The following is a 21,143-nucleotide window of genomic DNA, read 5'->3' as shown; positions in this document are numbered from 1 at the left end:
GCCTATTTTCGCCGCACCTATGCAATTACGCTTGACCTTTAACCGCTTTTAAACCTAAGAACGGTGCCGGTGTGCCAGCGCGTTCTAATGCTTCTTCGATACGGATTAATTGGTTGTATTTCGCAATACGGTCAGAACGACTCATAGAACCGGTTTTGATTTGACCTGCTGCAGTACCCACCGCTAAGTCAGCGATAGTCGCATCTTCGGTTTCGCCTGAACGGTGAGAGATAACCGCTGTGTAACCTGCATCTTTAGCCATTTTGATTGCGGCTAAAGTTTCAGTTAAAGAACCGATTTGGTTGAACTTGATTAAGATGGAGTTTGCGATACCTTTTTCGATACCTTCTTTTAAGATTTTGGTGTTGGTTACGAATAAGTCGTCACCCACTAATTGAACGCGATCGCCTAACACTTTAGTTTGGTATGCGAAGCCTTCCCAGTCAGATTCATCTTGACCGTCTTCGATAGACACGATTGGGTATTGTTTGGTTAATTCTTCAAGATAGTGTGTGAACTCTTGAGAAGTGAATGAACGGCCTTCGCCTTTCATTTCGTATTTACCGGTTTCTTTGTTGTAGAACTCAGAAGATGCGCAGTCCATGGCTAAAGTCACGTCTTTACCTAATACATAACCTGCTTTTTCTACCGCTTCTTTGATACAGGCTAACGCGTCAGCGTTAGAGGCTAAGTTTGGTGCGAAACCACCTTCGTCACCTACAGCGGTGCTCATGCCTTTAGATTTTAATACTTTCGCTAAGTTGTGGAACACTTCAGCACCGATACGAAGTGCTTCACGTAATGTTTTCGCACCAACCGGTTGAATCATGAACTCTTGGATATCAACGTTGTTATCGGCGTGCTCACCACCGTTGATGATGTTCATCATTGGTAATGGCATAGAGTAAACGCCTGGCGTGCCGTTAAGTTCTGCAATGTAAGCGTAAAGAGGTAAACCTTTAGATGCTGCAGCGGCTTTCGCGGTTGCTAAAGATACCGCTAAGATGGCGTTTGCACCGAAGTTAGATTTGTTTTCAGTACCGTCTAAATCGATCATGATTTGGTCGATTTCAGCTTGGTTAGAGGCATCTTTGCCAAGAATGGCTTCAGCAATCGGGCCGTTTACTGCGGCAACTGCTTTTAATACGCCTTTACCTAAGAAGCGGGATTTGTCGCCGTCACGTAATTCTAAGGCTTCGCGAGAACCGGTAGATGCACCTGATGGCGCCGCAGCAAGACCGACGAATCCGCCTTCTAGATGCACTTCGGCTTCCACTGTTGGGTTACCACGAGAGTCGATAATTTCGCGACCAATGACTTTAACGATTTTTGCCATTTTATTTTCCTCATTAAGTTAATTAAAACGGGTTAGTTTGCTCTAAAAATGTCGGTATCATAAAGCTATTTTGTTCCTTTGTCTTGCAAAAACTACAGACAATTTGATTTTGCTCTATGTTTTCCGGCGTCTGAAGTGCGGTTCAATTTTAAGATGAATTTTTCGAGATAGTGCGCCATGAATTTGAACGAAAATGTCTCGTCATTCGGCAAAATATTGCAGTAAGTTTTTCACCGCACTTTGCCAGTCTTGAGCCTTGGTTACGGCGGAAATCACGGCAATGCTGCCGACTCCTGTAGCTAAAATATCGGGGAAATGTGAGGCACTAATACCACCGATTGCAACAGTCGGCATTTTACCTAAGTTTTTTACCTGTGCGGCTAAATTGGCAACGCCCTGAGGCGCTGAAGGCATCTCTTTGGTTTGCGTCGGGAAAATATGTCCGAGGGCAACATAGGAAGGGCGCAACGGTAACACCAGATCGACTTCTTCTTGGTTGTGGGTGGAAGCACCGAGACGTAGCCCCGCTTGTTGGATGGCGTTTAAATCGGCGGTAAGTAGATCCTCCTGCCCAAGATGGACGCCATAAGCCTGATACTTAATTGCCAACGGCCAAAAATCATCTACAAATAACCGCACTTGATGTTGTTTGGCTAAGGCAATGCAGCGGGCGATTTCCTCTTCTGCTTGTTCCGCAGAACGATCTTTAATACGAATTTGCAAGGTTTTCACCCCAGCGTGAATCAGCCGTTCAACCCATTCATAACTGTCCACGATAACATACAAGCCCAACTTAAATTCAGTGGGCGCAAAAGGGGCTTTGGGTGGAATGATTTCGAATAAATGAGATCGCGATACGGTCATAGCAAACTCCAATTAAATTGACATGAATGAAATAATGGCAACAGTGCAAGTGCGGTCAGACATCAAGGCGTTTTTCTCTTTTAAAACAAACCGCACGTTTTCATCTGTTCCACCACCTGCGCCACATCAATTTGCGCCATTAGGTGCTTTCCCTTTAACTTCGTTGCCCAAGGCAACTGCGCAGAGGGTTTGCCAAATTCTTTTTGCACATTTTTTTCATACACCGACACCACATTGGCAAGATTGCGATAAGGGCCGGTACGCAACGGATTGTGGTAAGCATATAAACCGATAACCGGCGTGCCTTGCGTCGTTGCAATATGCGCCGGGCCGGAATCCGGTGAAAGCACCAAATCCACCTGCCGGATTAACGCCGCAAGCTGTGGAAGCGTTAACTTGCCTGCGGCATTGGTTGGAGCAAAGTCACACAAACCCTGAATTTGCTCAATCATCGCCAGTTCACGCGGCGCGGGTGAACTGCACAAAATCACGTTGACATTATGTTGGTGAGCAATATTGGCGACTTCCGCATAACGTTCCACTAACCAGTCTTTTTCGGGCTTACTGGAACAAGGGGAAATCAGCAAATTCTTACGGGTGGGATCAATATATTGGCGCGCCGTGATCAAATCCTCCTCCGCGACCGGCAAATCCCATTGCGGTTCCGTGCAAGGCACACCCAAATAGTCCACAAACGCCATAAAGCCGTCTAACACATGAGGATTGCTCGGGTCTTGAATCTTGCGATGGGTAAACAACCACTGCCCTTCGCGCGCCCGCTGTTTACCGAAACCGATACGATATTTCGCCTTAATACCCAGGGATAAAATTGACGCACGAAATGCCGTTTGCATATTTAATAACGCATCAAATCGACGATCTTTCAACTGTCGCCACAACTGACACAACCCACGCCAGCCGCTTTTTTTATCATACACCACAAACTCCACCCCCGACACATGACGAAACAACTGCGCTTCCGTCTTTCCGATAACCCATGTTATTTGGGTGCTTGGCCAATAACGCTGAATCTGTTGCACCGCCGCCAACGCATGGCAAACATCGCCAATGGCGGACAAACGTAAAATACAAAGGGATTGCGGAGGTTGGGTGAAAAGCGGCATAGATCTCTCGTTGATGCTGAACTTGGGCATTGCGTTATTTTAAAGTAGAATGCGCCCATCCGCTATCTCATTTTCAAGGTCGCAAAATGCTTGAATATCAACTGAAAAACGACTTTTTTCTGTTTAATTTTGAACACCCGGAACCCCATCAGGAAGACTTTTTTAACGCCGATTTTTGGCACCGACAAAACCGCATTTTAGGATCGGCGCAAGGGCGCGGCACCACATGGTTTTTACAAACGGCGGATCTCTTCGGTGTAAACACCGCGCTGCGTCATTATTACCGTGGTGGATTGTGGGGTAAGTTCAACAAAGATCGTTACCGTTTTCAGCAGCTACAAAACACCCGTAGCATTGCCGAATTTAACCTGTTAAATCAACTACATCAGGCAGGTCTGCCAGTGCCAAAACCCATTGGAGCTCGGGTTCGCAAAGGCAACTTGGGAGTCTGTTATCAAGCCGATTTGCTGAGCGAAAAAATCGAAAATGCCCAAGATCTGACCGCACTTTTGCAAACACAACGTCTTACCGCCGCCCAATGGCGACAAATCGGCGGATTGATCCGTCAATTACACGATTTACACATTTGCCACACCGATCTCAACGCGCACAACATTCTGTGCCAACAACTGGAAGGCGAGACAAAATTTTGGCTCATTGATTTTGATAAGTGCAGTGAAAAATCGGGAAGTTTTTGGAAGGAAGGCAATTTGCAACGATTACAACGCTCCTTTAACAAAGAAGTGGAACGTATGCATATTCAATTTGACGGGCAGCATTGGCAGCACTTGATGGAAGGTTATTCACAAAAATAATCACGGGATTGGCAACAAAAACGGTAGGCGCATTGACCTACCGTTTTTTATTTCAACTGTCGAGCTTAATTAGCAATCCTGCTTACCATACGCTTCTTGACGTAAAATCGCGCGAACAGCCGCATCAAATTCTGCCAACACATGATCGGCATTTTTCGGATCGGTACCACGCGCATCAAGATAGAATTTGATCTTCGGTTCAGTACCGGACGGACGCGCAATAAGGCGGCTGCCGCTTTCCAAGACGAACACTAAAATATCGCTTTGACGGTCGGTTTTGGTGTGGTCGATAAATTGTGCCACATTGAAACCACCGATTTGGCTTGGCGGGTTGTTGCGAAGTGCGGTCATTAATTTGCCGATTTCAGACAAATCGCTCACACGAATGGAAATTTGTCCGCTCACATAAGCACCAAATTCTTTGGTGAATTCCTCTGCATAATCTACCAAGGTTTTGCCTTGTTTCTTCAAGCTACGCACTAAATCCAAGAACACGATAGCGGCTGAAATACCGTCTTTATCACGTACTTTATCCGGATCCACCAAGTAACCCAACGCTTCTTCAAAACCGAATAACAAGCCTTGAACTTTGCCGATATATTTGAAGCCGGTAAGGGTTTCTTGGGATTCAAAGCCATAACGTTTGGCAATCTCTGCTAAGGCAGGTGAGGACACAAGGGAACAAGCCAATACGCCTTTTTTACCTTGCGCTTGATATTGTTTTGCCAAATACCAACCCAAGAAACAACCCACCACGTTGCCGTGCAATGGTTTCCAGTTGCCTTCAGCATCCGGTACTGCCACCGCTAAACGGTCAGCATCCGGGTCATTCGCAATAATAAATTCGGCATTGTGTGCTTTTGCTACTTGAATCGCTAAATCTAACGCGCCTTTTTCTTCCGGGTTAGGGAAGTTCACGGTTGGGAAAGTACCGTCCGGCCAGACTTGTTCAGCAACGATGTGCGGTTGTGGCAAGCCGGCTTTGGCTAATGTTTTGCTCAACACTTCATAGCCCACGCCGTGCATGGCGGTATAAACGTAGTTAATGTCGGTTTGCGGTTCTTTCGCAAGCGCGGCTGTTTTCGCAATGTAAGCATCCACCACAGTGTCATCTAACACAACGTAATCTTGGCTACGTGGTAAATCTTTCACGCTGCCTGCCGCGACTTTATCAATTAACGCCGCAATGTCTTTGTCTGCCGGAGAAACGATTTGTCCGCCGCCGTTAGCTTTGCCTAAATAAACTTTATAGCCGTTATCTTCCGGTGGGTTGTGGCTCGCTGTCACCATGACGCCTGCGGTAGTATCAAAATATTGAATAGCATAAGCCAACACCGGGGTTGGTAATTTGCGTGGTAATAAATACGCTTTAATGCCGGCGCCCGCCATGATTTCAGCGGTATCGCGTGCAAATACATCGGAGTTTTTACGGCCGTCATAGCCAATCACGATGGAAGGCTGTTTGTCATACCCTTTTAAATACTCAGCCAATCCACCGGCAGCTTGCGCCACCAACACGCGATTCATCCCCATGGAACCGGCTTGCAAACGACCGCGTAAACCGGCAGTACCGAATTGTAAACGTCCGTCAAAACGGGCAACCAGTTCAGCTTCCGCTTTTGCATCGCCACCTTTTGCCGCGCTTAAAAGTGCGGTTAATTCTGCATGCGTTTCTGCATCCGGATCTTGGTTTAACCAATTTTGTGCCATCTCGAAAAGTGTTGTCATCATATCTTCCTTCTAGAAAATCAAACATTAAAAATACCTGTTAGACTATCTAAAAAATACTGAAAGTAAAACGTTTATTTCCGATTAATTACAACATTTTGATCTATTTCATAAATTCCCCTAAAGACGATCAAGGTCTTCGCCAACCCCAAACAACATGGCAGAAAATAAAGGCATTTTTTCTTTATCAGAAAGGCTTTTTTTGCTATAACTGAGGGAGTTTTTTTAATTAATCTTAGGAGATCTATCATGGAATTAGTGTTTATTCGTCATGGTTTTAGTGAATGGAATGCAAAAAACTTATTTACCGGTTGGCGTGATGTGAATTTAACCGAACGTGGCGTAGAGGAAGCCAAAGTAGCAGGCAAAAAATTGTTGGATGCCAATTTTGAATTCGATATTGCTTTCACGTCTGTTTTAACTCGTGCGATCAAAACCTGTAATATCGTGTTGGAAGAATCTCACCAATTATGGATTCCACAAGTAAAAAACTGGCGTTTAAACGAACGCCACTACGGTGAGCTACAAGGCTTAGACAAAAAAGCCACCGCCGAAAAATACGGTGATGAGCAAGTTCACATTTGGCGCCGTTCTTACGACACATTGCCACCATTATTAGATCCGAAAGACCCGAATTCTGCCCACAATGACCGTCGCTACGCAAACCTACCGGCTGATGTTATTCCGAATGGTGAAAACTTGAAAGTGACTCTAGAACGCGTACTTCCGTTCTGGGAAGACCAAATCGCGCCGGCATTATTAAGCGGTAAACGCGTTTTAGTGGTTGCGCACGGTAACTCTCTGCGCGCACTTGCAAAACACATTGAAGGTATTTCCGATGCGGATATCATGGATTTAGAAATCCCAACCGGTCAGCCATTGGTGTATAAATTAGATGACAACTTGAAAGTGGTTGAAAAATTCTATTTATAATTCTTCACGAAATTTGCCATAAAAAATTACCGCACTTTCATCACAAAAGTGCGGTGGATGATAAAAAGTGCGGTTATTTATCATAGCCGCTTTATTTTATGGTTACGCCTTAATTTGGCTTTTTAAGAAGTCAATCAATTGCGCTTTCGCAATCATTTGTTTCTCACCGCTACGACGATTTTTGTATTCAATTTCGCCGTTCGCTAAATTTTTCTCACCGATGACGACCATGTTCGGCACACCGATAAGTTCCATATCCGCAAACATCACGCCCGGGCGTTCTTTACGATCATCAAAAATCACTTCCACGCCTTGTGCCAATAAAGTGCGGTATAACTCTTCAGCGAATGCTTGCACGCTTTCCGATTTGTGCATATTCATCGGCACAATCGCCACCGTAAACGGCGCCATCGCATCGCTCGGCCAAATAATACCGCGCTCGTCATGATGTTGTTCAATGGCGGCTGCCACAACACGCGTCACACCAATACCATAGCAGCCCATAGTGACGACCGTAGGACGCCCGTCTTCACCTTGCACTGTCGCATTCATCGCGTTGGAGTATTTGTCGCCTAATTGGAAAATATGGCCGACTTCAATACCACGTTTAATGAGTAAGGTACCTTTGCCATCCGGACTTGGGTCGCCTTCCACCACGTTACGAATATCCGCCACTTTCGGCAACGCCACATCGCGTTCCCAGTTAATGTTGAAATAGTGTTTACCGTCAATGTTGGCACCGGCACTGAAATCAGACATGATCGCCACGCTGCGATCAATGATCACCGGAATGTTTAAGTTGACCGGCCCAAGGGAACCTACGCCTGCGCCAATCTTGGCTTTAATGGCGGCTTCATCAGCAAATTCAAATGGGGAAGCCACTTCTGCCAATTTTTCCGCTTTGACTTCATTTAATTCGTGATCGCCACGAATGATTAACGCCACTAACGGCTGTTCTTCACTAACCCCTTTTACAATCAAGGTTTTAATGGTTTTCTCAATCGGTTGGTTAAATTGCGCCACAAGCTCCGCAATGGTTTTCGCATTCGGTGTATCCACTAATTCCATCGCTTTAGTTGGTGCAGCACGCTCACCCACCGCCACAGCTTCAGCAAGTTCAATGTTTGCCGCATAATCAGATTCCGTAGAGAAAATCACATCATCTTCGCCGCTGTTTGCCAATACTTGGAATTCATGAGACGCGCTACCACCGATAGAACCGGTATCCGCTTGCACAGCACGGAAATCCAACCCTAAGCGGGTGAAAATATTGCTATAAGTTTGGTACATCACATCGTAGGTTTGCTGCAAACTTTCTTTGTCCATGTGGAAAGAATAAGCATCTTTCATGATAAATTCGCGGCTACGCATCACACCGAAACGTGGGCGTACTTCGTCACGGAACTTGGTTTGAATATGATATAAATTTAGGGGAAGTTGACGGTAAGAAGTCACTTCACGACGCATTAAATCGGTAATCGCTTCTTCATTGGTTGGGCCGATCACGAAACTCCGTTCGCCACGGTCGGTGAAACGCAATAATTCCGGGCCATACTGGTCCCAACGACCGGACTCTTGCCATAATTCTGCCGGTTGTACAACGGGCATTTTGATCTCAATGGCACCGCTTTTATTCATTTCTTCGCGAATAATGTTTTCCACTTTTTGCAGCACGCGCCAACCGGTTGGCATCCAGTTATAAAGGCCTGAAGCGAGAGGGCGAATCATGCCCGCACGCAACATGAGTTGATGGCTAACAATCGCCGCTTCTGCCGGGGTTTCTTTTAAGGTGGATAATAAATATTTACTTGTACGCATTGAATTACCTATAATTCCAAGAATTTAAAAATACGAGAAAAAAATTGGCGTTAGTGTATCTAATGCGCACGCAAAAGCAAAGAAGAAATCAGGTTTCACACCTTATAATCCCCGCTAAAAATGCCAATTTAACCCCAGAAAAAGGAATCATCATGTCAGCCCTTTATCAAGCCCTTCCCGCCATCGATAAATTACTCAAAACCCCGCAAGGTGAACAATTCGTGGCAGAATTTGGCCATAGTGCCACTGTCAGCGTGTCTCGCGAGATGTTGCAACAAGCGCGCGAACATATAAAACGCCATGAAAATCTACCGCACTTTTTGCAAACCGATGACGCCACCTTTCAGTACATCCGCCAACAATTATTGCTACAACAACAAGTGAACATTAAGAGCGTACATAATTTAACCGGCACGGTATTACATACCAATCTCGGGCGCGCGTTGTGGTCACCGGCGGCACAACAAGCGGCGCTGGATGCTATGCAGGGTAATGTGGCATTAGAATATGATTTAGCGGCAGGCGAGCGCAGCCATCGGGATAACTACATCAGCGATTTACTGCAACAACTCACGGGCGCCGAGGCGGCCTGTGTAGTGAACAACAACGCAGCAGCGGTATTACTGATGCTGGCAACTTTCGCGCAAGGGAAAGAGGTGATCATCTCCCGTGGTGAATTGATTGAAATCGGTGGTGCTTTCCGCATTCCCGACATCATGGCACAGGCTGGTTGCAAACTGGTGGAAGTGGGCACCACCAACCGCACCCATTTAAAAGATTATCGCAACGCAATTAACGAAAATACTGCTTTTTTAATGAAAGTTCACAGCAGTAACTACCAAATTTGCGGTTTCACGCATTCTGTTGACGAACAAGAACTGGCGGAATTAGGTAAAGAATTTGGCATTCCGGTCATCACAGATTTAGGCAGTGGTGCATTAATCGATCTGAAACAATTCAATTTGCCGGAAGAACCGACGGTACAAGAAAAATTACAACACGGCCTAGATTTAATTTCCTTCTCCGGCGACAAACTGCTTGGCGGGCCACAGGCAGGCATTATCGTGGGTAAAAAAGCATTGATTCAACAGCTACAAGCCTATCCGCTTAAACGCGTGCTACGTTGTGACAAAGTCACCCTCGCCGGTCTGGAAGCCACTTTGCGTTTGTATTTGCAACCGGAAAAAATCACTGAAAAACTGACCGCACTTCATCTGCTCACTCAGCCTGTAGCCCAATTACAAGCACAAGCAGAACAACTGAAAGAGCGGTTGGAAAATCGTTTAAATGCAGATTACGTTGTTGCGATCGAACTAAGCGAAGCGCAAGTTGGTAGTGGCTCCCAACCGTTGGCACGAATTCCGTCAGTCGCGGTCACCATTGCGCCGGCAACAGAAAAAATGCCGACAAAAACCACCGCACTTTTCGCCCGTTTATTGGCGCTGCCGCAACCGGTTATCGGACGCATTGAACGGGATAAAATTTGGTTGGATTTACGCAGTTTGGCAAGCCTCGAACGCTTGCTCGATACTTTGGAGGCGCTATGATTATTGTCACATCCGGACACGTTGACCACGGCAAAACCGCCCTATTACAAGCCCTCACCGGCACGCATACGGCGCATTTACCGGAAGAAAAAAAACGTGGCATGACCATTGATTTGGGCTACGCCTATTTGCCGTTAAAAGATCAAATCCTCGGCTTTATCGATGTACCGGGGCACGAACGTTTGCTTGCCAATATGTTGGCAGGTTTGGGGGGCATCCATTACGCCATGCTTATCGTTGCCGCAGACGAAGGCGTGCAAGCGCAAACCATCGAGCACTTAAACATTTTGAGCTTGTTGCAACTGCAAGAAATCATGGTGGTGATCACCAAAGCCGACCGCGCCGATGCGCAACAAATTGACGCATTAGAACAACAGCTACGCCAACAATATACCCTCTTGGCGAACAGTAAATTCTTCGTCACGTCTGCTACCACCGGTCAGGGTATTGAAACGCTACGCGATTATTTGGCGGAGTTACCGGAATTATCGGACACGGAAAAACCGTTCCGTTATGCCATCGACCGTATTTTCACGATTAAAGGCGCCGGCACCGTGGTGACAGGCACCGCATTTGCGGGCAAAGTTGCCATTGACGACGAATTGTATTTAAGCAATGGGCAAAAAGTGCGGGTGAAAAATATCCACGCACAAAACGAACAAAGTACAGAAGGCTTGGCAGGACAACGCCTGGCATTAAATATTAACTTAGATTTCGACCGCACGTTAATTGAGCGCGGCGATTGGTTGTTCTCCCAACCGCCTGCCAAAGCGACAGATCGCGTCACCGTTTGGCTAGAAAACCAAATTCCACTGAACGAAAGCCAACCGGTACATATTTATCACGCCGCCTCACACACCACAGGCAAGCTGACGTTATTGCAACAACCCAAACTCGCACCTCAGCAACACGCGCTGGCAGAACTAATTTTAGAGCAACCGTTGTTTTTGGCGCACGGCGACAAAATCATCTTACGCAACAGCAACTCTACCGCCGTACTCGGTGGCGCAAAAGTGATTGAAATCCATTCACCGAAACGCCATAAGCGCACAGAAGCCCGTTTCGATTATTTACGCCAACTGATTCAAGCAGAAACAGCCGAAAAACGCACCGCACTTTATCTGCAAAATCATGCGGTGGAAGCCAAGCAGTTGATGTGGATTGAACAACTGACAGAGACACAACTGAATGACATTCTTGAAAAGAACGGCGATATTCGCTTCCAAAGCTGGTGTTTTAATGCCGAGTATCGCACGCAACAAACATCGAAATTATTGACCGCACTTGCGCAATATCACGAACAACATCCCGACCAACTCGGCTTAGGTAAAGCTCGTTTATATCGCATTGCGGCACTGAATCAGCCGGAAAAACTAATTTATCATTTTATTGATGAATTATTAGCCGAAAATCAGCTACAACAAACCCGTGGCTGGCTACACACCGCCGATCATAAAATTCAATTTAATGAACAAGAACGTGCATTATGGCAACAAGTTCTCGAGCAATTTGAGCAACATAACGGACAAGCATTGTGGGTGCGTGATCTTGCAGGCTTATTAGGACAGGAAGAAAGCGCCATGCGCAACTTCCTCTACAAAGCCGGTAAATTAGGCTATCTCACCGCTGTGGTAAAAGACCGCTTCTTCCTGACCGAGAACATTTATGCCACCGCTCGCTTAATCAAACAGCTTGTCGCCGGGAAAGAGGGCATATCGGTAAACGAATTGCGTGATGCGTTACAATTCGGACGTAAAATGACCGTACAACTGGTGGAATATTTCGACCGCTGTGGTTTCTTACGCCGCAAAGGCAATATTCACGTATTGCGCGATGCGGATGTGTTTGATTTGTAAAAGTGCGGTAAGTTTTTAAGTTATTTTTTAGGCGTTAAAGACCGCAATCAACTCTCTTACTTTGACGCGTTTATGCGGCGCTTGGCTGATGGAGCGTTGTACTTTTAAACGGCGGATTTTCGCGCCTTGGTAGATTTCTCGGGTAAATGACGTGTCGTGGTTGGAAATCACTACTTGGATGTTGCGTTGTTTCACAGTGTCTTTGGCTAGATTGGCAAGATCGCGTTGGTGGGCGATGGAAAATTCATTGCCGGAATAATTGGTGAAATTGCTGTTTTGTGAAATGGGAGCATAGGGTGGGTCGCAGTAAATGACACAGTCTTCATCCGCCATTTCAAAAGTTTGTTGAAAATCGGCGCAAATAAAGACCGCACTTTGTGCTTTAGCGGCAAAAAAACGAAGTTCTTCTTCCGGGAAATAATGGGTTTTGTAAGCGCCGAAAGGCACATTAAATTCATTTTTGGCGTTGTAGCGACACAAGCCGTTAAAGCCAAAACGATTTAAATACAGAAATAACACGGCGCGTTGGAATGCATCGGTACTTTGATTAAATTCTTGACGCTTGGTGTAGTAGTAACTTTCCGTATTAGCATCGGGGTGAAAGAAAACCGGTTTGCACGCTTGGATATAACCTTCAACGTCCTGTTTGACGATGTTGAATAGGTGGATTAAATCAGGGTTGATGTCTGCCAGAATGTAGCGTTCAAAATGGCTGTTGAGAAATACCGCACCGGCGCCAACAAACGGTTCGACCAAACAGTGTTTACGTTTAGGCAATACACGGTTGATTTCGTCTGTGAGGCGATATTTACCGCCCGCCCATTTGAGAAAAGGGCGGCTTTTGGTTTTTGTTGTGGGTTTAGCGGGTTTTGGCATGGGGTTAGTCAACTTGCGTACAACGATTGATGGCTTCAATCACCTGTTCTTGTGGGACATCCGTCGCCACATAAGCCTGCCCAAGCGCTTTGAGGAGCACCAAACGCAATTTGCCATTGAGCACTTTTTTATCACGCATCATTAGCGGCAAGTAATCTTGTGCGGTCATGCCATCCGGTGAAACGGTTGGTAAATTGGCGCGCACTAAAAGTTTTTCTAAACGTGCCACATCATGTGGTGTTAAATCGCCTAATTTTTCTGATAACGCCGCAGCCATCATACAGCCGGCGGATACCGCTTCGCCGTGTAACCAGTTGCCGTAACCTAAATGGGTCTCGATGGCATGACCGAAGGTGTGGCCAAGATTTAATAATGCGCGATCGCCTTTTTCCGTTTCATCGCGCGCCACAATATCCGCTTTTAATTGACAACAACGGGCGATACATTGTTGTAATGCGTTTTGCTCAAGGGCGACTAAATTATCGATGTGTTGTTCTAGCCATTGGAAAAAGGGGAAGTCTAAAATCGCCCCATATTTGATGACTTCGGCTAAGCCTGCATTGACTTCACGTTTGGGTAAGGTATTTAAGGTAAGTGTATCGACAATCACGGCGGTGGGTTGATAAAACGCGCCGATCATATTTTTGCCTAATTCGTGGTTTACCGCCGTTTTGCCACCCACGGAAGAATCCACTTGGGCTAATAACGTCGTCGGAATTTGAATAAAACGTACGCCACGTTGATAGCTTGCTGCGGCATAGCCTGCCACATCACCGATGACACCGCCGCCTAATGCCACGATCGTGGTATCGCGTCCGTGGTTGGCTTTTAAAAGTGCGGTGAAAATCAGGTTCAAAGAATCCAGGGTTTTGTATTGTTCGCCGTCCGGCAATACGACGTGCTCAACAAGACAACCGATTTTTTCTAAGGTGTCCGTCACGGTGGAAAGATAATGTTGTGCAACAGTTGGATTGGTCACGATCATGACTTTATTGCCGGATTGCAGCGGATAGCAATCGCTATTCGTGAGTAATCCGGCGCCGATATAAATCGGGTAGCTTCTTTCTTTTAATTCAACATTCACACACAACATTTACTTTGCCTTTGAAGTATTTAACCGTTCGTACTAACCGTTGTAGTTGTCAATCAGGCCGATAATTTGTGTCGCCATAACTTTGGCACTTTGCTCGTCAGTTGGTAGGGTGATGTCCGCCACTTCTTCATAGAGCGGATTGCGAACTTTAGCTAAGTCTTCCAACACTTGGCGCGGATCGTCAACATCTTGCAATAGCGGACGTTTTTTATCTCGTTGGGTGCGTTGATATTGTTTCTCTACGGTAGTTTCCAAATAAACTACGATACCGCGTGCGGAAAGATGATTGCGGTTGTCTTTTGATAACACTGCACCACCACCGGTCGATAATACAATGCCTTGACGTTGTGTTAATTCATTAATAAGGCGTTCTTCTCTTTTACGGAATCCTTCTTCGCCCTCCACATCAAAAATCCAACCGATGTCGGCACCGGCGCGTTCTTCAATTTCTGCGTCGGTATCGACAAAATCCATGTTAAGTAATTGTGCAAGTTGGCGACCGATGGTGCTTTTACCTGCCCCCATAGGCCCCACGAGGAAAATATTACGTTTTTCTGCCATTGTTATTCATCTTAAATTTATGTCATCGGAAAAATGTGATCTTTTAGAAAATAAGAAACGACCGCAAGTGATGATTCATGTGGTCGTGTGAAAGTTTTGAATAAGTGGAAAAGATCACCCCAAAATTGCCCAAGATTATCTCAATAAATCCCTATTCTTTTCAACCTAAACAAGCGATTTATTTCGTTTACCGCCATATAAATGACAGGTTCATAGTGAATTTATCGTTTTTTTGCCGGTTCGTTGCGTTTATTCTGAGGCATTACCTGCGATGATTTTTTTAGACTTTCCGGAAATGCCCCTTGGCGTAAAATATGCGGTGTGACGAAAATCACCAGCTCACGTTTTTGATGGCGTTCACTTTCTTTGCTAAATAAGCGTTTAATGCCCGGAATATCCCCCAACAAAGGCACTTTGTCCACGCCTTTGGTGATGGTATCATGAAAAACACCGCCTAACACGATGGTTTCGCCGTCCTTGGCGAAAACTTGTGTATTAATTTCTTGTTTATCAATGGAAACCACTTCACCCAGGCCGTATGAAACACGTCCACCCGGCGCATTTTGACTGACGACTAAATCCAACAAAATTTGTTTATCCTGTGAAATATGCGGTGTCACTTCTAAGCCTAATACGGCTTCGCGAAATTCTACGCTTTGTGTCCCACTTTTTTCATTCACCATAATGTAAGGCAATTCCGTCCCTTGCTTAATGCTGGCACTTTTTTTGTTAGTGGTGAGTAAACGGGGACTGGCGATAATCTCCACATTGTTTTCCCGTTCAAGTGCGGTCAATTCTAAGTCTAAAAGTCGCCCATTGATTTTCGCCACTTGCAGCGCAACAGAACCGACCGGCGTGGTCGCCGTCGGCAAGTTAACGTTTAATTGGTGAGTGATATTGTCAAAGCCGTTAGCGGCGAGACTGCCAGCAATTTTGTGGGCATTTTCTGTCGGGTTAAAAATCCCCCAACGCACGCCCAAATCTTTCAAACTTTCCGCGTTGATGGTGACAATACGTGCTTCGATGGCGATTTGTTCAATGGGCTTATCCAATTCCTTAATCAATTTTTTCAAATTGGCGATGGATTTTGGTTCGTCTTGAATCAGCAAGAGGTTGCTGCGGTCATCAAAGGTAATACTGCCATTCGGCGATAACATCGACCCGTTACCGCCGGTAAGCGATTTCATTACTTCAGAAGCTTTGGCAAAGTGCAGTTTAATGGTCGCGGTGGTGAGTTGCGTGGGTTGTTCCGTCATCTCGGCAGGCAACGTAAAAGGCGTTTCCATTTGGGTGGCAAATTTGGCCGCGGTCTCAAGTTTACTTAAATAATAAATACCGTTTTCTTGCCACAAATCCAACTGCTTGATTTTGGCAACAGACCGAAAGAGCTGATCCAAATCCACGTTATCCAGTTGAAGTGAAAGGGTGCCTTGCAATTCATCGTCAATAATTAAATTGACGTTTTGTGCTAATGCCAGCTGTTGCAACGTCGGCACTAATGGTGCTTGCTTCAATCGAATCGAAAACACGCGAGGTTGTTCCGCATGCACAGAAAAGCTCATCACCAGACTCACAAAACATCCAAAAAACAGACCGCACTTTAGGCGGTGGAAAAGCGCTAATTTCATCAATCTTCCTTAAAATTTCACTTGAAAAGGGGTGGTTTTCTCACAGTTCGCACTATTGTCCCAACGTAAAAAATCAATGTGTTGTTTGTCGATCTTGCTAATTTGAATATGCTCGGCAGCAATCAAATCGCCGGTATGCGCAAGGCTGACTTGATTGTCGGCAAGCAAGATGACTTGCCAATCGGTGTGATGTTGTAATACGCCGATCACTTGAATCTGTTCAAAGGCCGTTTGCGGAAAAATGGTTGACGGCGTAGTGTGGCAGGTTGAATTTGGCGTGCTGTTTTGTTTTTCCGATGTAGCTTGCATCATTCCCTGACGGCGGGTTTTATCAAAAGGATCATTCGCCCAACCGGCGTGGCTGATCATCACGCTGATGAATAACCATAACATTTGTCTTACCATTATTTTTCCTCAGGATTGAATTGGAATAACAGTTCGCTGAAAAGGACACTGTCATTATTCGATTCAGTACGTTTTTGCACCTGCCATTCCACTAACGCCAACCCCGCATTTTCTGTTAGAAGTGCGGTCAAAAATGCACTTAACTCATCAAAATAGCCTTGAACGTGCAGTGTTAACAACGCTGTTTGATGAAAGTCCCACTGGCTATGTTCAATGTGTAATGATTGAGCAAGCTGTTGAATTTGCTGATTAACTGCCGAAAGTTTGCCTGCCAATTTCGGTGTAAGTAAATGCTTATCGGCTTTTTCTTTTAGTGCTGCCAAAATTTTTTGTTGATGTGCTAATGTCGCCTGTTGCATTTCCTGTTGTTCTGTCAGTTGTGCTAATTGTGTCCATTGCTGCCAATAATGTTGTGCCGGCAAAGAAAGTGAGGCAACACCCAGCGCACATAACAAGGCCGTCTGTTGCCAAGCAGCAAGCTGATACCAATGCGTTAACAGAGGTGTCGTTGCCATTTTATCTATCCATTTCATGGGGTTACCTGCAACTTGAGATCAAACTGAAACCGCATTTCTTGCGCTTGCGGTTTAAATTCCGTGAGTTTCACTTCGCTAAATAACGCTTGTTCGGTCAGAAAATGGTTAAGGCGATCGAACTCCTCTTGGCTAACACTTTGGCCGGTAAGCGTTAAATGATGCTCCGAAAGCGCCAACGCGGATAGCTCTCCTTGTGTAAGTGGTAACTCAGCTAATTGATTTAGCAATAAAAAAACGGTTTCTTTGGTGATTGCTTGGGTCTCTTGGTCATGACGTTGATGATGTCTGATCTGCTGAATGTGTTGTTGTGTAAGTTGTAACTCACGTTGTAGTTCTACATATTCATGTTGTAATTTTTCCGCCTGTTTTGTGTGCTGTTCGGCAACATGGTATAACCCCACACTGATACTCGAGCAAAGCACCGCACCTGCCACGCATTTCGTTACCAAGGCTTTGGCTTGTCGGCGACGTTGCTGTAATCGCCACGGCAACAGATTAATGTCTTTTTTCATCACCTTTCCTTAACCTATCGGTGCATCAAAAAGTGCGGTGGATTTGGCGTACGTATCTTGTTGCCATAACGCATTACCAAGGGCGATAAGCGGCAATTCCGTTGAGAGACAATGCCAATGATCCGGCACTGCCGTTTCAGTGTCTTCCGTTTGCAAGTAAAAAACGGCTTCCGGTTTTTCGTCATAACGATGGCAATATTGCTCAAAAAGTGCGGTCAAATTTGTCCCTGTTTGGAATAAGGTTTGATTTTGTTGCAGTTTGGGTTGTACGGCTAATCCGCCTTGTTCATCTTGATATAAGAAAATGGCTCCTGCCGGCAAGGGCTTGCCTAACACATATTCTGCGCCACGTAACAAGGCTTTCGCCATGTTGTCTAACACCTCAATCTGTAGCGGCATAAATTGCTGTAAGTAATCCGTTGCAATTTGTTGGCGAATCGCGAAGATTTCCAAACGGAAACCCTGTTTTAATGGGGTGGCGGCATAGTCATACCAAATCTCCTCAAGCGGCAACGGCAACTCGTTGGAGAGTGTAAAATGACATTGTTGCTCACATTCCAGCGGGGTGAGATTGTGCGGCAAAATCAGTGTTTTTTGCCAGATATGATGCGGCATGATGGCGGTAATAAATTTATAGGGTGATTTTCTGCGTGCAGGCATAGCAAGTCGGCGATTAAGGGTGGCGGGAAGCTCCAGTAAATCTAATTTTTCCAAACACTCACTATACGGACGATTGTCCTTATCGAACCAAACCACATCAATAGCGTGATGACGCAACCAGAGGCCGACTTGAATTGAAGGTGTACGTTTTATGAACATAAATTTATCCTGATTCCCCCGATTTCCAACAGTTTTCGCTTTTTCTTTAGGCGCGTAGTCTTTATACTTATTGGCTAACTTTATTTTAATTTTCTTAACCCCCTTTAAGTAAGCGAGAAATTTTCGATGCGGATCGCAAAATTAATATTAAGCACCTTGTTAACCTTATTTATTCTGGGCTGTATTGCTGTCGGCATAGTCTATGTCCAGTTCAAGTCAGAGTTACCCGATGTAGAAAGTTTGAAAACGGTGGAGTTGCAACAGCCGATGCAAATTTACACCTCAGACGGTAAGTTAATTGGTGAAGTCGGTGAACAACGTCGTATTCCGGTAAAATTGGAAAATATTCCTGAAAAATTAATTCAAGCCGTATTGGCAACAGAAGATAGCCGTTTTTATGAACATCATGGGTTGGATCCTATCGGGATCGCGCGAGCATTAATGGTGACGATCAATAAAGGTGGCACCTCTCAAGGAGCAAGTACCATTACACAACAATTAGCGCGAAACTTCTTTTTAACATCAGAAAAAACCTTCACGCGTAAAGCCAAAGAAGCGATTTTGGCGATTGAAATTGAAAATGCGTTAAACAAACAAGAAATTTTAGAGCTGTATCTCAATAAAATTTATCTCGGCTACCGTTCTTACGGCGTTGCGGCCGCGGCAAAAACCTATTTTGGTAAGGAATTAAATCAATTAACCTTATCTGAAATGGCTGTCATTGCCGGTTTGCCAAAAGCCCCTTCCACAATGAATCCGCTTTCCTCACCAAAACGTGCACTGGAACGTCGCAATGTTGTGTTGTGGCGTATGTTGGATCAAAAATACATCACACAACAAGAATACGATGCTGCCCTAAAAGAGCCGATTGTCGCCAGCTATCATGGTGCGAAATTAGATTTTCGAGCGGATTATGTGACAGAAATGGTGCGTCAGGAAATGGTAAAACGCTTTGGTGAAGAAAATGCCTACACCAAAGGTTACCAAGTCTATACCACCGTGCTTTCTAACGACCAAGAAGTCGCACAAAAAGCCGTGCGTGATAATTTAATCGCTTATGATATGCGTCATGGCTACCGTGGCGGTGCGCCATTGTGGAAAAAAAGCGAAACCCCTTGGGATAACGACACCATTATTGGCTTCTTGAAAAAACTACCGAATTCTGAACCGTTTATTCCCGCCGCCGTCATCAGCGTTTCCAAATCCGGCGCAGAATTGCTGTTAGCATCTGAGGAAAAGATGACATTGCCGAGTAGCGCCATGCGTTGGACCGGACAAGCCAATCCAGTAAAAACCGGGGATCAAATTTGGATTCGTAAAAATGACAAGGGTGAATGGGTCTTAGGCCAGATTCCGCAAGCTAACTCTGCGTTAGTGTCATTAAACAGTGACAACGGTGCCATTGAAGCTATTGTGGGTGGATTTAGTTTTGAACAAAGTAAATTTAACCGTGCAACACAGTCTTTGGTGCAAGTGGGTTCTTCCATTAAACCGTTTATTTATGCAGCGGCTTTAGAAAAAGGCTTAACCCTATCCAGCGTGTTGCAAGATACGCCGATTGTATTGAAAAAACCGGGTCAAAAAGAATGGCGCCCGAAAAACTCCCCGGATCGTTATGATGGCCCGTTACGTTTACGCGTGGGATTAGGCCAATCTAAAAACATGATTGCGATCCGTGCCATGCAAATGACCGGCGTTGATTTCGTGGCGGATTTCTTACAACGTTTCGGTTTCAAGCGGGATCAATATTTTGCCAGTGAAGCGCTTGCATTAGGTGCGGCCTCCTTTACGCCACTTGAAATGGCGCGCGGTTATGCGGTGTTCAATAATGGCGGTTATTTAATCGATCCTTATATTATCAATAAAATCTTAGATAACACCGGCAAGGAAATTTTTGTAGCAAATCCGAAATTAGCTTGCCCAACTTGTGATAATGTGCCGGTTATTTATGGTGAAACAGAGAAGCTAGATGGCTTTAAAAATACGGATTTGACGGTTGCAGATAATTTAAAACGCAGTGATGAGGCGACCAACGGAGAAGAAGAAATCGAGCAAGGGGAAAATGTGCCGGATATTCCGGAATTACAACCGCGTGCCGATGCAATAAAAGAAGAGAATTTGAATTTTATGGCAGACGCAAAAACAAGCTCATCCGCCACACAATATGCCCCACGGGTTATTAGCGGTGAATTAGCCTTCTTAATTCGCAGCGCATTAAATACCGCCATCTATGGTGAACAAGGATTGGGTTGGAAAGGCACCAGTTGGCGTATGGCAAACGAAATTAAACGTAAAGACATTGGCGGTAAAACCGGAACGACCAATAACTCCAAGGTCGCATGGTATGCCGGGTTTGGCGCGAACTTAACCACGGCTGTGTATATTGGTTTCGATGACAATAAATTTAATTTAGGCCGTGGCGAAGCCGGTGCGAAAAGTGCGATGCCGGCATGGATAAGTTATATGAAGGCTATTTTGAAAGATACACCTGAGCGTAATTTACCGACACCGGCAAATATTGTGGAAAAACGCATTGATGTGCGTTCTGGTTTGCTAGCCAACGGTGGGCGTGTGGAATATTTTATTAAAGGCACCGAACCAACCCGTGTTTATGTTGAAGAACGTGGCTATTACGTACCAAGTGAATTATTAAACAATCCTGCCGGTGGTCAACCGGAAGAATTATTCTAGT

General features: G+C 45.3%; 18 protein-coding genes. 5 read left to right on the top strand and 13 right to left on the bottom strand.

Annotated features, from left to right (window positions below; all coding sequences use genetic code 11):
- Nucleotides 1–25: 25 nt before the first annotated feature.
- The 3 genes from eno to QZ106_RS04840 all read right to left on the bottom strand — a co-directional run bounded on the left by eno (nucleotide 26) and on the right by QZ106_RS04840 (nucleotide 3,324).
- Nucleotides 26–1,336, bottom strand: a complete 1,311-nt coding sequence (gene eno, locus QZ106_RS04850) for a phosphopyruvate hydratase (RefSeq protein WP_295974993.1) — start codon at nucleotides 1,334–1,336, stop codon at nucleotides 26–28.
- 201 nt (nucleotides 1,337–1,537) lie between these two features.
- On the bottom strand, nucleotides 1,538–2,200 hold the full coding sequence (gene thiE / locus QZ106_RS04845; protein ID WP_295974991.1) for a thiamine phosphate synthase: 663 nt from the start codon (nucleotides 2,198–2,200) through the stop codon (nucleotides 1,538–1,540).
- A gap of 80 nt (nucleotides 2,201–2,280) precedes the next feature.
- Nucleotides 2,281–3,324 (bottom strand): glycosyltransferase family 9 protein, encoded by a 1,044-nt coding sequence (locus QZ106_RS04840; RefSeq protein ID WP_295974988.1) that lies wholly within the window; start codon nucleotides 3,322–3,324, stop codon nucleotides 2,281–2,283.
- 86 nt (nucleotides 3,325–3,410) lie between these two features.
- On the opposite strand from QZ106_RS04840, the gene QZ106_RS04835 reads away from it, so the two are divergent.
- The gene (locus QZ106_RS04835) at nucleotides 3,411–4,139 is read left to right on the top strand and encodes a 3-deoxy-D-manno-octulosonic acid kinase (RefSeq protein WP_295974985.1); all 729 of its coding nucleotides are present in this window, start codon (nucleotides 3,411–3,413) and stop codon (nucleotides 4,137–4,139) included.
- A gap of 69 nt (nucleotides 4,140–4,208) precedes the next feature.
- On the opposite strand, the gene QZ106_RS04830 is transcribed toward QZ106_RS04835, so the two are convergent.
- Nucleotides 4,209–5,867 carry a phospho-sugar mutase gene (locus QZ106_RS04830; RefSeq protein WP_295974983.1) on the bottom strand — a complete coding sequence of 553 codons (1,659 nt, stop codon included), beginning with the start codon at nucleotides 5,865–5,867 and terminating at the stop codon, nucleotides 4,209–4,211.
- A 249-nt stretch (nucleotides 5,868–6,116) separates the two neighbouring features.
- On the opposite strand from QZ106_RS04830, the gene QZ106_RS04825 reads away from it, so the two are divergent.
- Nucleotides 6,117–6,800 (top strand): 2,3-diphosphoglycerate-dependent phosphoglycerate mutase, encoded by a 684-nt coding sequence (locus tag QZ106_RS04825; RefSeq protein WP_295974980.1) that lies wholly within the window; start codon nucleotides 6,117–6,119, stop codon nucleotides 6,798–6,800.
- 102 nt (nucleotides 6,801–6,902) lie between these two features.
- Here QZ106_RS04825 and proS read toward each other — a convergent pair whose 3' ends face one another.
- Complete coding sequence (proS, locus tag QZ106_RS04820; protein ID WP_295974977.1) at nucleotides 6,903–8,618, bottom strand: proline--tRNA ligase; 1,716 nt, start codon at nucleotides 8,616–8,618, stop codon at nucleotides 6,903–6,905.
- Nucleotides 8,619–8,770: 152 nt separating this feature from the next.
- Between proS and selA the strand changes: the two genes are divergently transcribed.
- Both selA and selB read left to right on the top strand, forming a co-directional pair.
- Nucleotides 8,771–10,165, top strand: a complete 1,395-nt coding sequence (gene selA / locus QZ106_RS04815) for an L-seryl-tRNA(Sec) selenium transferase (RefSeq protein WP_295974974.1) — start codon at nucleotides 8,771–8,773, stop codon at nucleotides 10,163–10,165.
- On the top strand, nucleotides 10,162–12,021 hold the full coding sequence (selB, locus tag QZ106_RS04810) for a selenocysteine-specific translation elongation factor (RefSeq protein ID WP_295974972.1): 1,860 nt from the start codon (nucleotides 10,162–10,164) through the stop codon (nucleotides 12,019–12,021). The genes selA and selB overlap by 4 nt, the downstream gene beginning before the upstream one ends.
- A 27-nt stretch (nucleotides 12,022–12,048) precedes the next feature.
- On the opposite strand, the gene QZ106_RS04805 is transcribed toward selB, so the two are convergent.
- The 8 genes from QZ106_RS04805 to QZ106_RS04770 form a co-directional block, all read right to left on the bottom strand.
- Nucleotides 12,049–12,897 (bottom strand): Dam family site-specific DNA-(adenine-N6)-methyltransferase, encoded by an 849-nt coding sequence (locus QZ106_RS04805; protein WP_295974969.1) that lies wholly within the window; start codon nucleotides 12,895–12,897, stop codon nucleotides 12,049–12,051.
- 4 nt (nucleotides 12,898–12,901) lie between these two features.
- The gene (gene aroB / locus QZ106_RS04800) at nucleotides 12,902–13,990 is read right to left on the bottom strand and encodes a 3-dehydroquinate synthase (RefSeq protein WP_295974966.1); all 1,089 of its coding nucleotides are present in this window, start codon (nucleotides 13,988–13,990) and stop codon (nucleotides 12,902–12,904) included.
- Nucleotides 13,991–14,023: 33 nt separating this feature from the next.
- On the bottom strand, nucleotides 14,024–14,551 hold the full coding sequence (gene aroK / locus QZ106_RS04795) for a shikimate kinase AroK (protein WP_295974964.1): 528 nt from the start codon (nucleotides 14,549–14,551) through the stop codon (nucleotides 14,024–14,026).
- A gap of 221 nt (nucleotides 14,552–14,772) precedes the next feature.
- A complete protein-coding gene (locus tag QZ106_RS04790) occupies nucleotides 14,773–16,179 on the bottom strand; it encodes a type IV pilus secretin PilQ (protein WP_295974962.1) in 1,407 nt (468 codons plus the stop codon).
- Between the two features lie 9 nt (nucleotides 16,180–16,188).
- On the bottom strand, nucleotides 16,189–16,584 hold the full coding sequence (locus tag QZ106_RS04785; RefSeq protein ID WP_295974959.1) for a competence protein ComD: 396 nt from the start codon (nucleotides 16,582–16,584) through the stop codon (nucleotides 16,189–16,191).
- Nucleotides 16,584–17,117: a competence protein gene (locus QZ106_RS04780; protein WP_295974956.1), complete on the bottom strand. Its 534-nt coding sequence runs from the start codon at nucleotides 17,115–17,117 to the stop codon at nucleotides 16,584–16,586. Before QZ106_RS04780 ends, QZ106_RS04785 begins: the two co-directional genes overlap by 1 nt.
- Complete coding sequence (locus QZ106_RS04775) at nucleotides 17,114–17,632, bottom strand: competence protein ComB (protein WP_295974953.1); 519 nt, start codon at nucleotides 17,630–17,632, stop codon at nucleotides 17,114–17,116. Before QZ106_RS04775 ends, QZ106_RS04780 begins: the two co-directional genes overlap by 4 nt.
- 9 nt (nucleotides 17,633–17,641) lie before the next feature.
- Nucleotides 17,642–18,451: a competence protein ComA gene (locus QZ106_RS04770; RefSeq protein ID WP_295974950.1), complete on the bottom strand. Its 810-nt coding sequence runs from the start codon at nucleotides 18,449–18,451 to the stop codon at nucleotides 17,642–17,644.
- A 126-nt stretch (nucleotides 18,452–18,577) separates the two neighbouring features.
- Between QZ106_RS04770 and QZ106_RS04765 the strand changes: the two genes are divergently transcribed.
- Nucleotides 18,578–21,142 carry a penicillin-binding protein 1A gene (locus QZ106_RS04765; protein ID WP_295974947.1) on the top strand — a complete coding sequence of 855 codons (2,565 nt, stop codon included), beginning with the start codon at nucleotides 18,578–18,580 and terminating at the stop codon, nucleotides 21,140–21,142.
- Nucleotide 21,143 lies beyond the last annotated feature (1 nt).

Source organism: uncultured Aggregatibacter sp. (assembly GCF_901873365.1).
Classification (GTDB): Bacteria; Pseudomonadota; Gammaproteobacteria; order Enterobacterales; family Pasteurellaceae; genus Aggregatibacter.
This window is presented reverse-complemented; position numbering and strand designations above follow the sequence as displayed.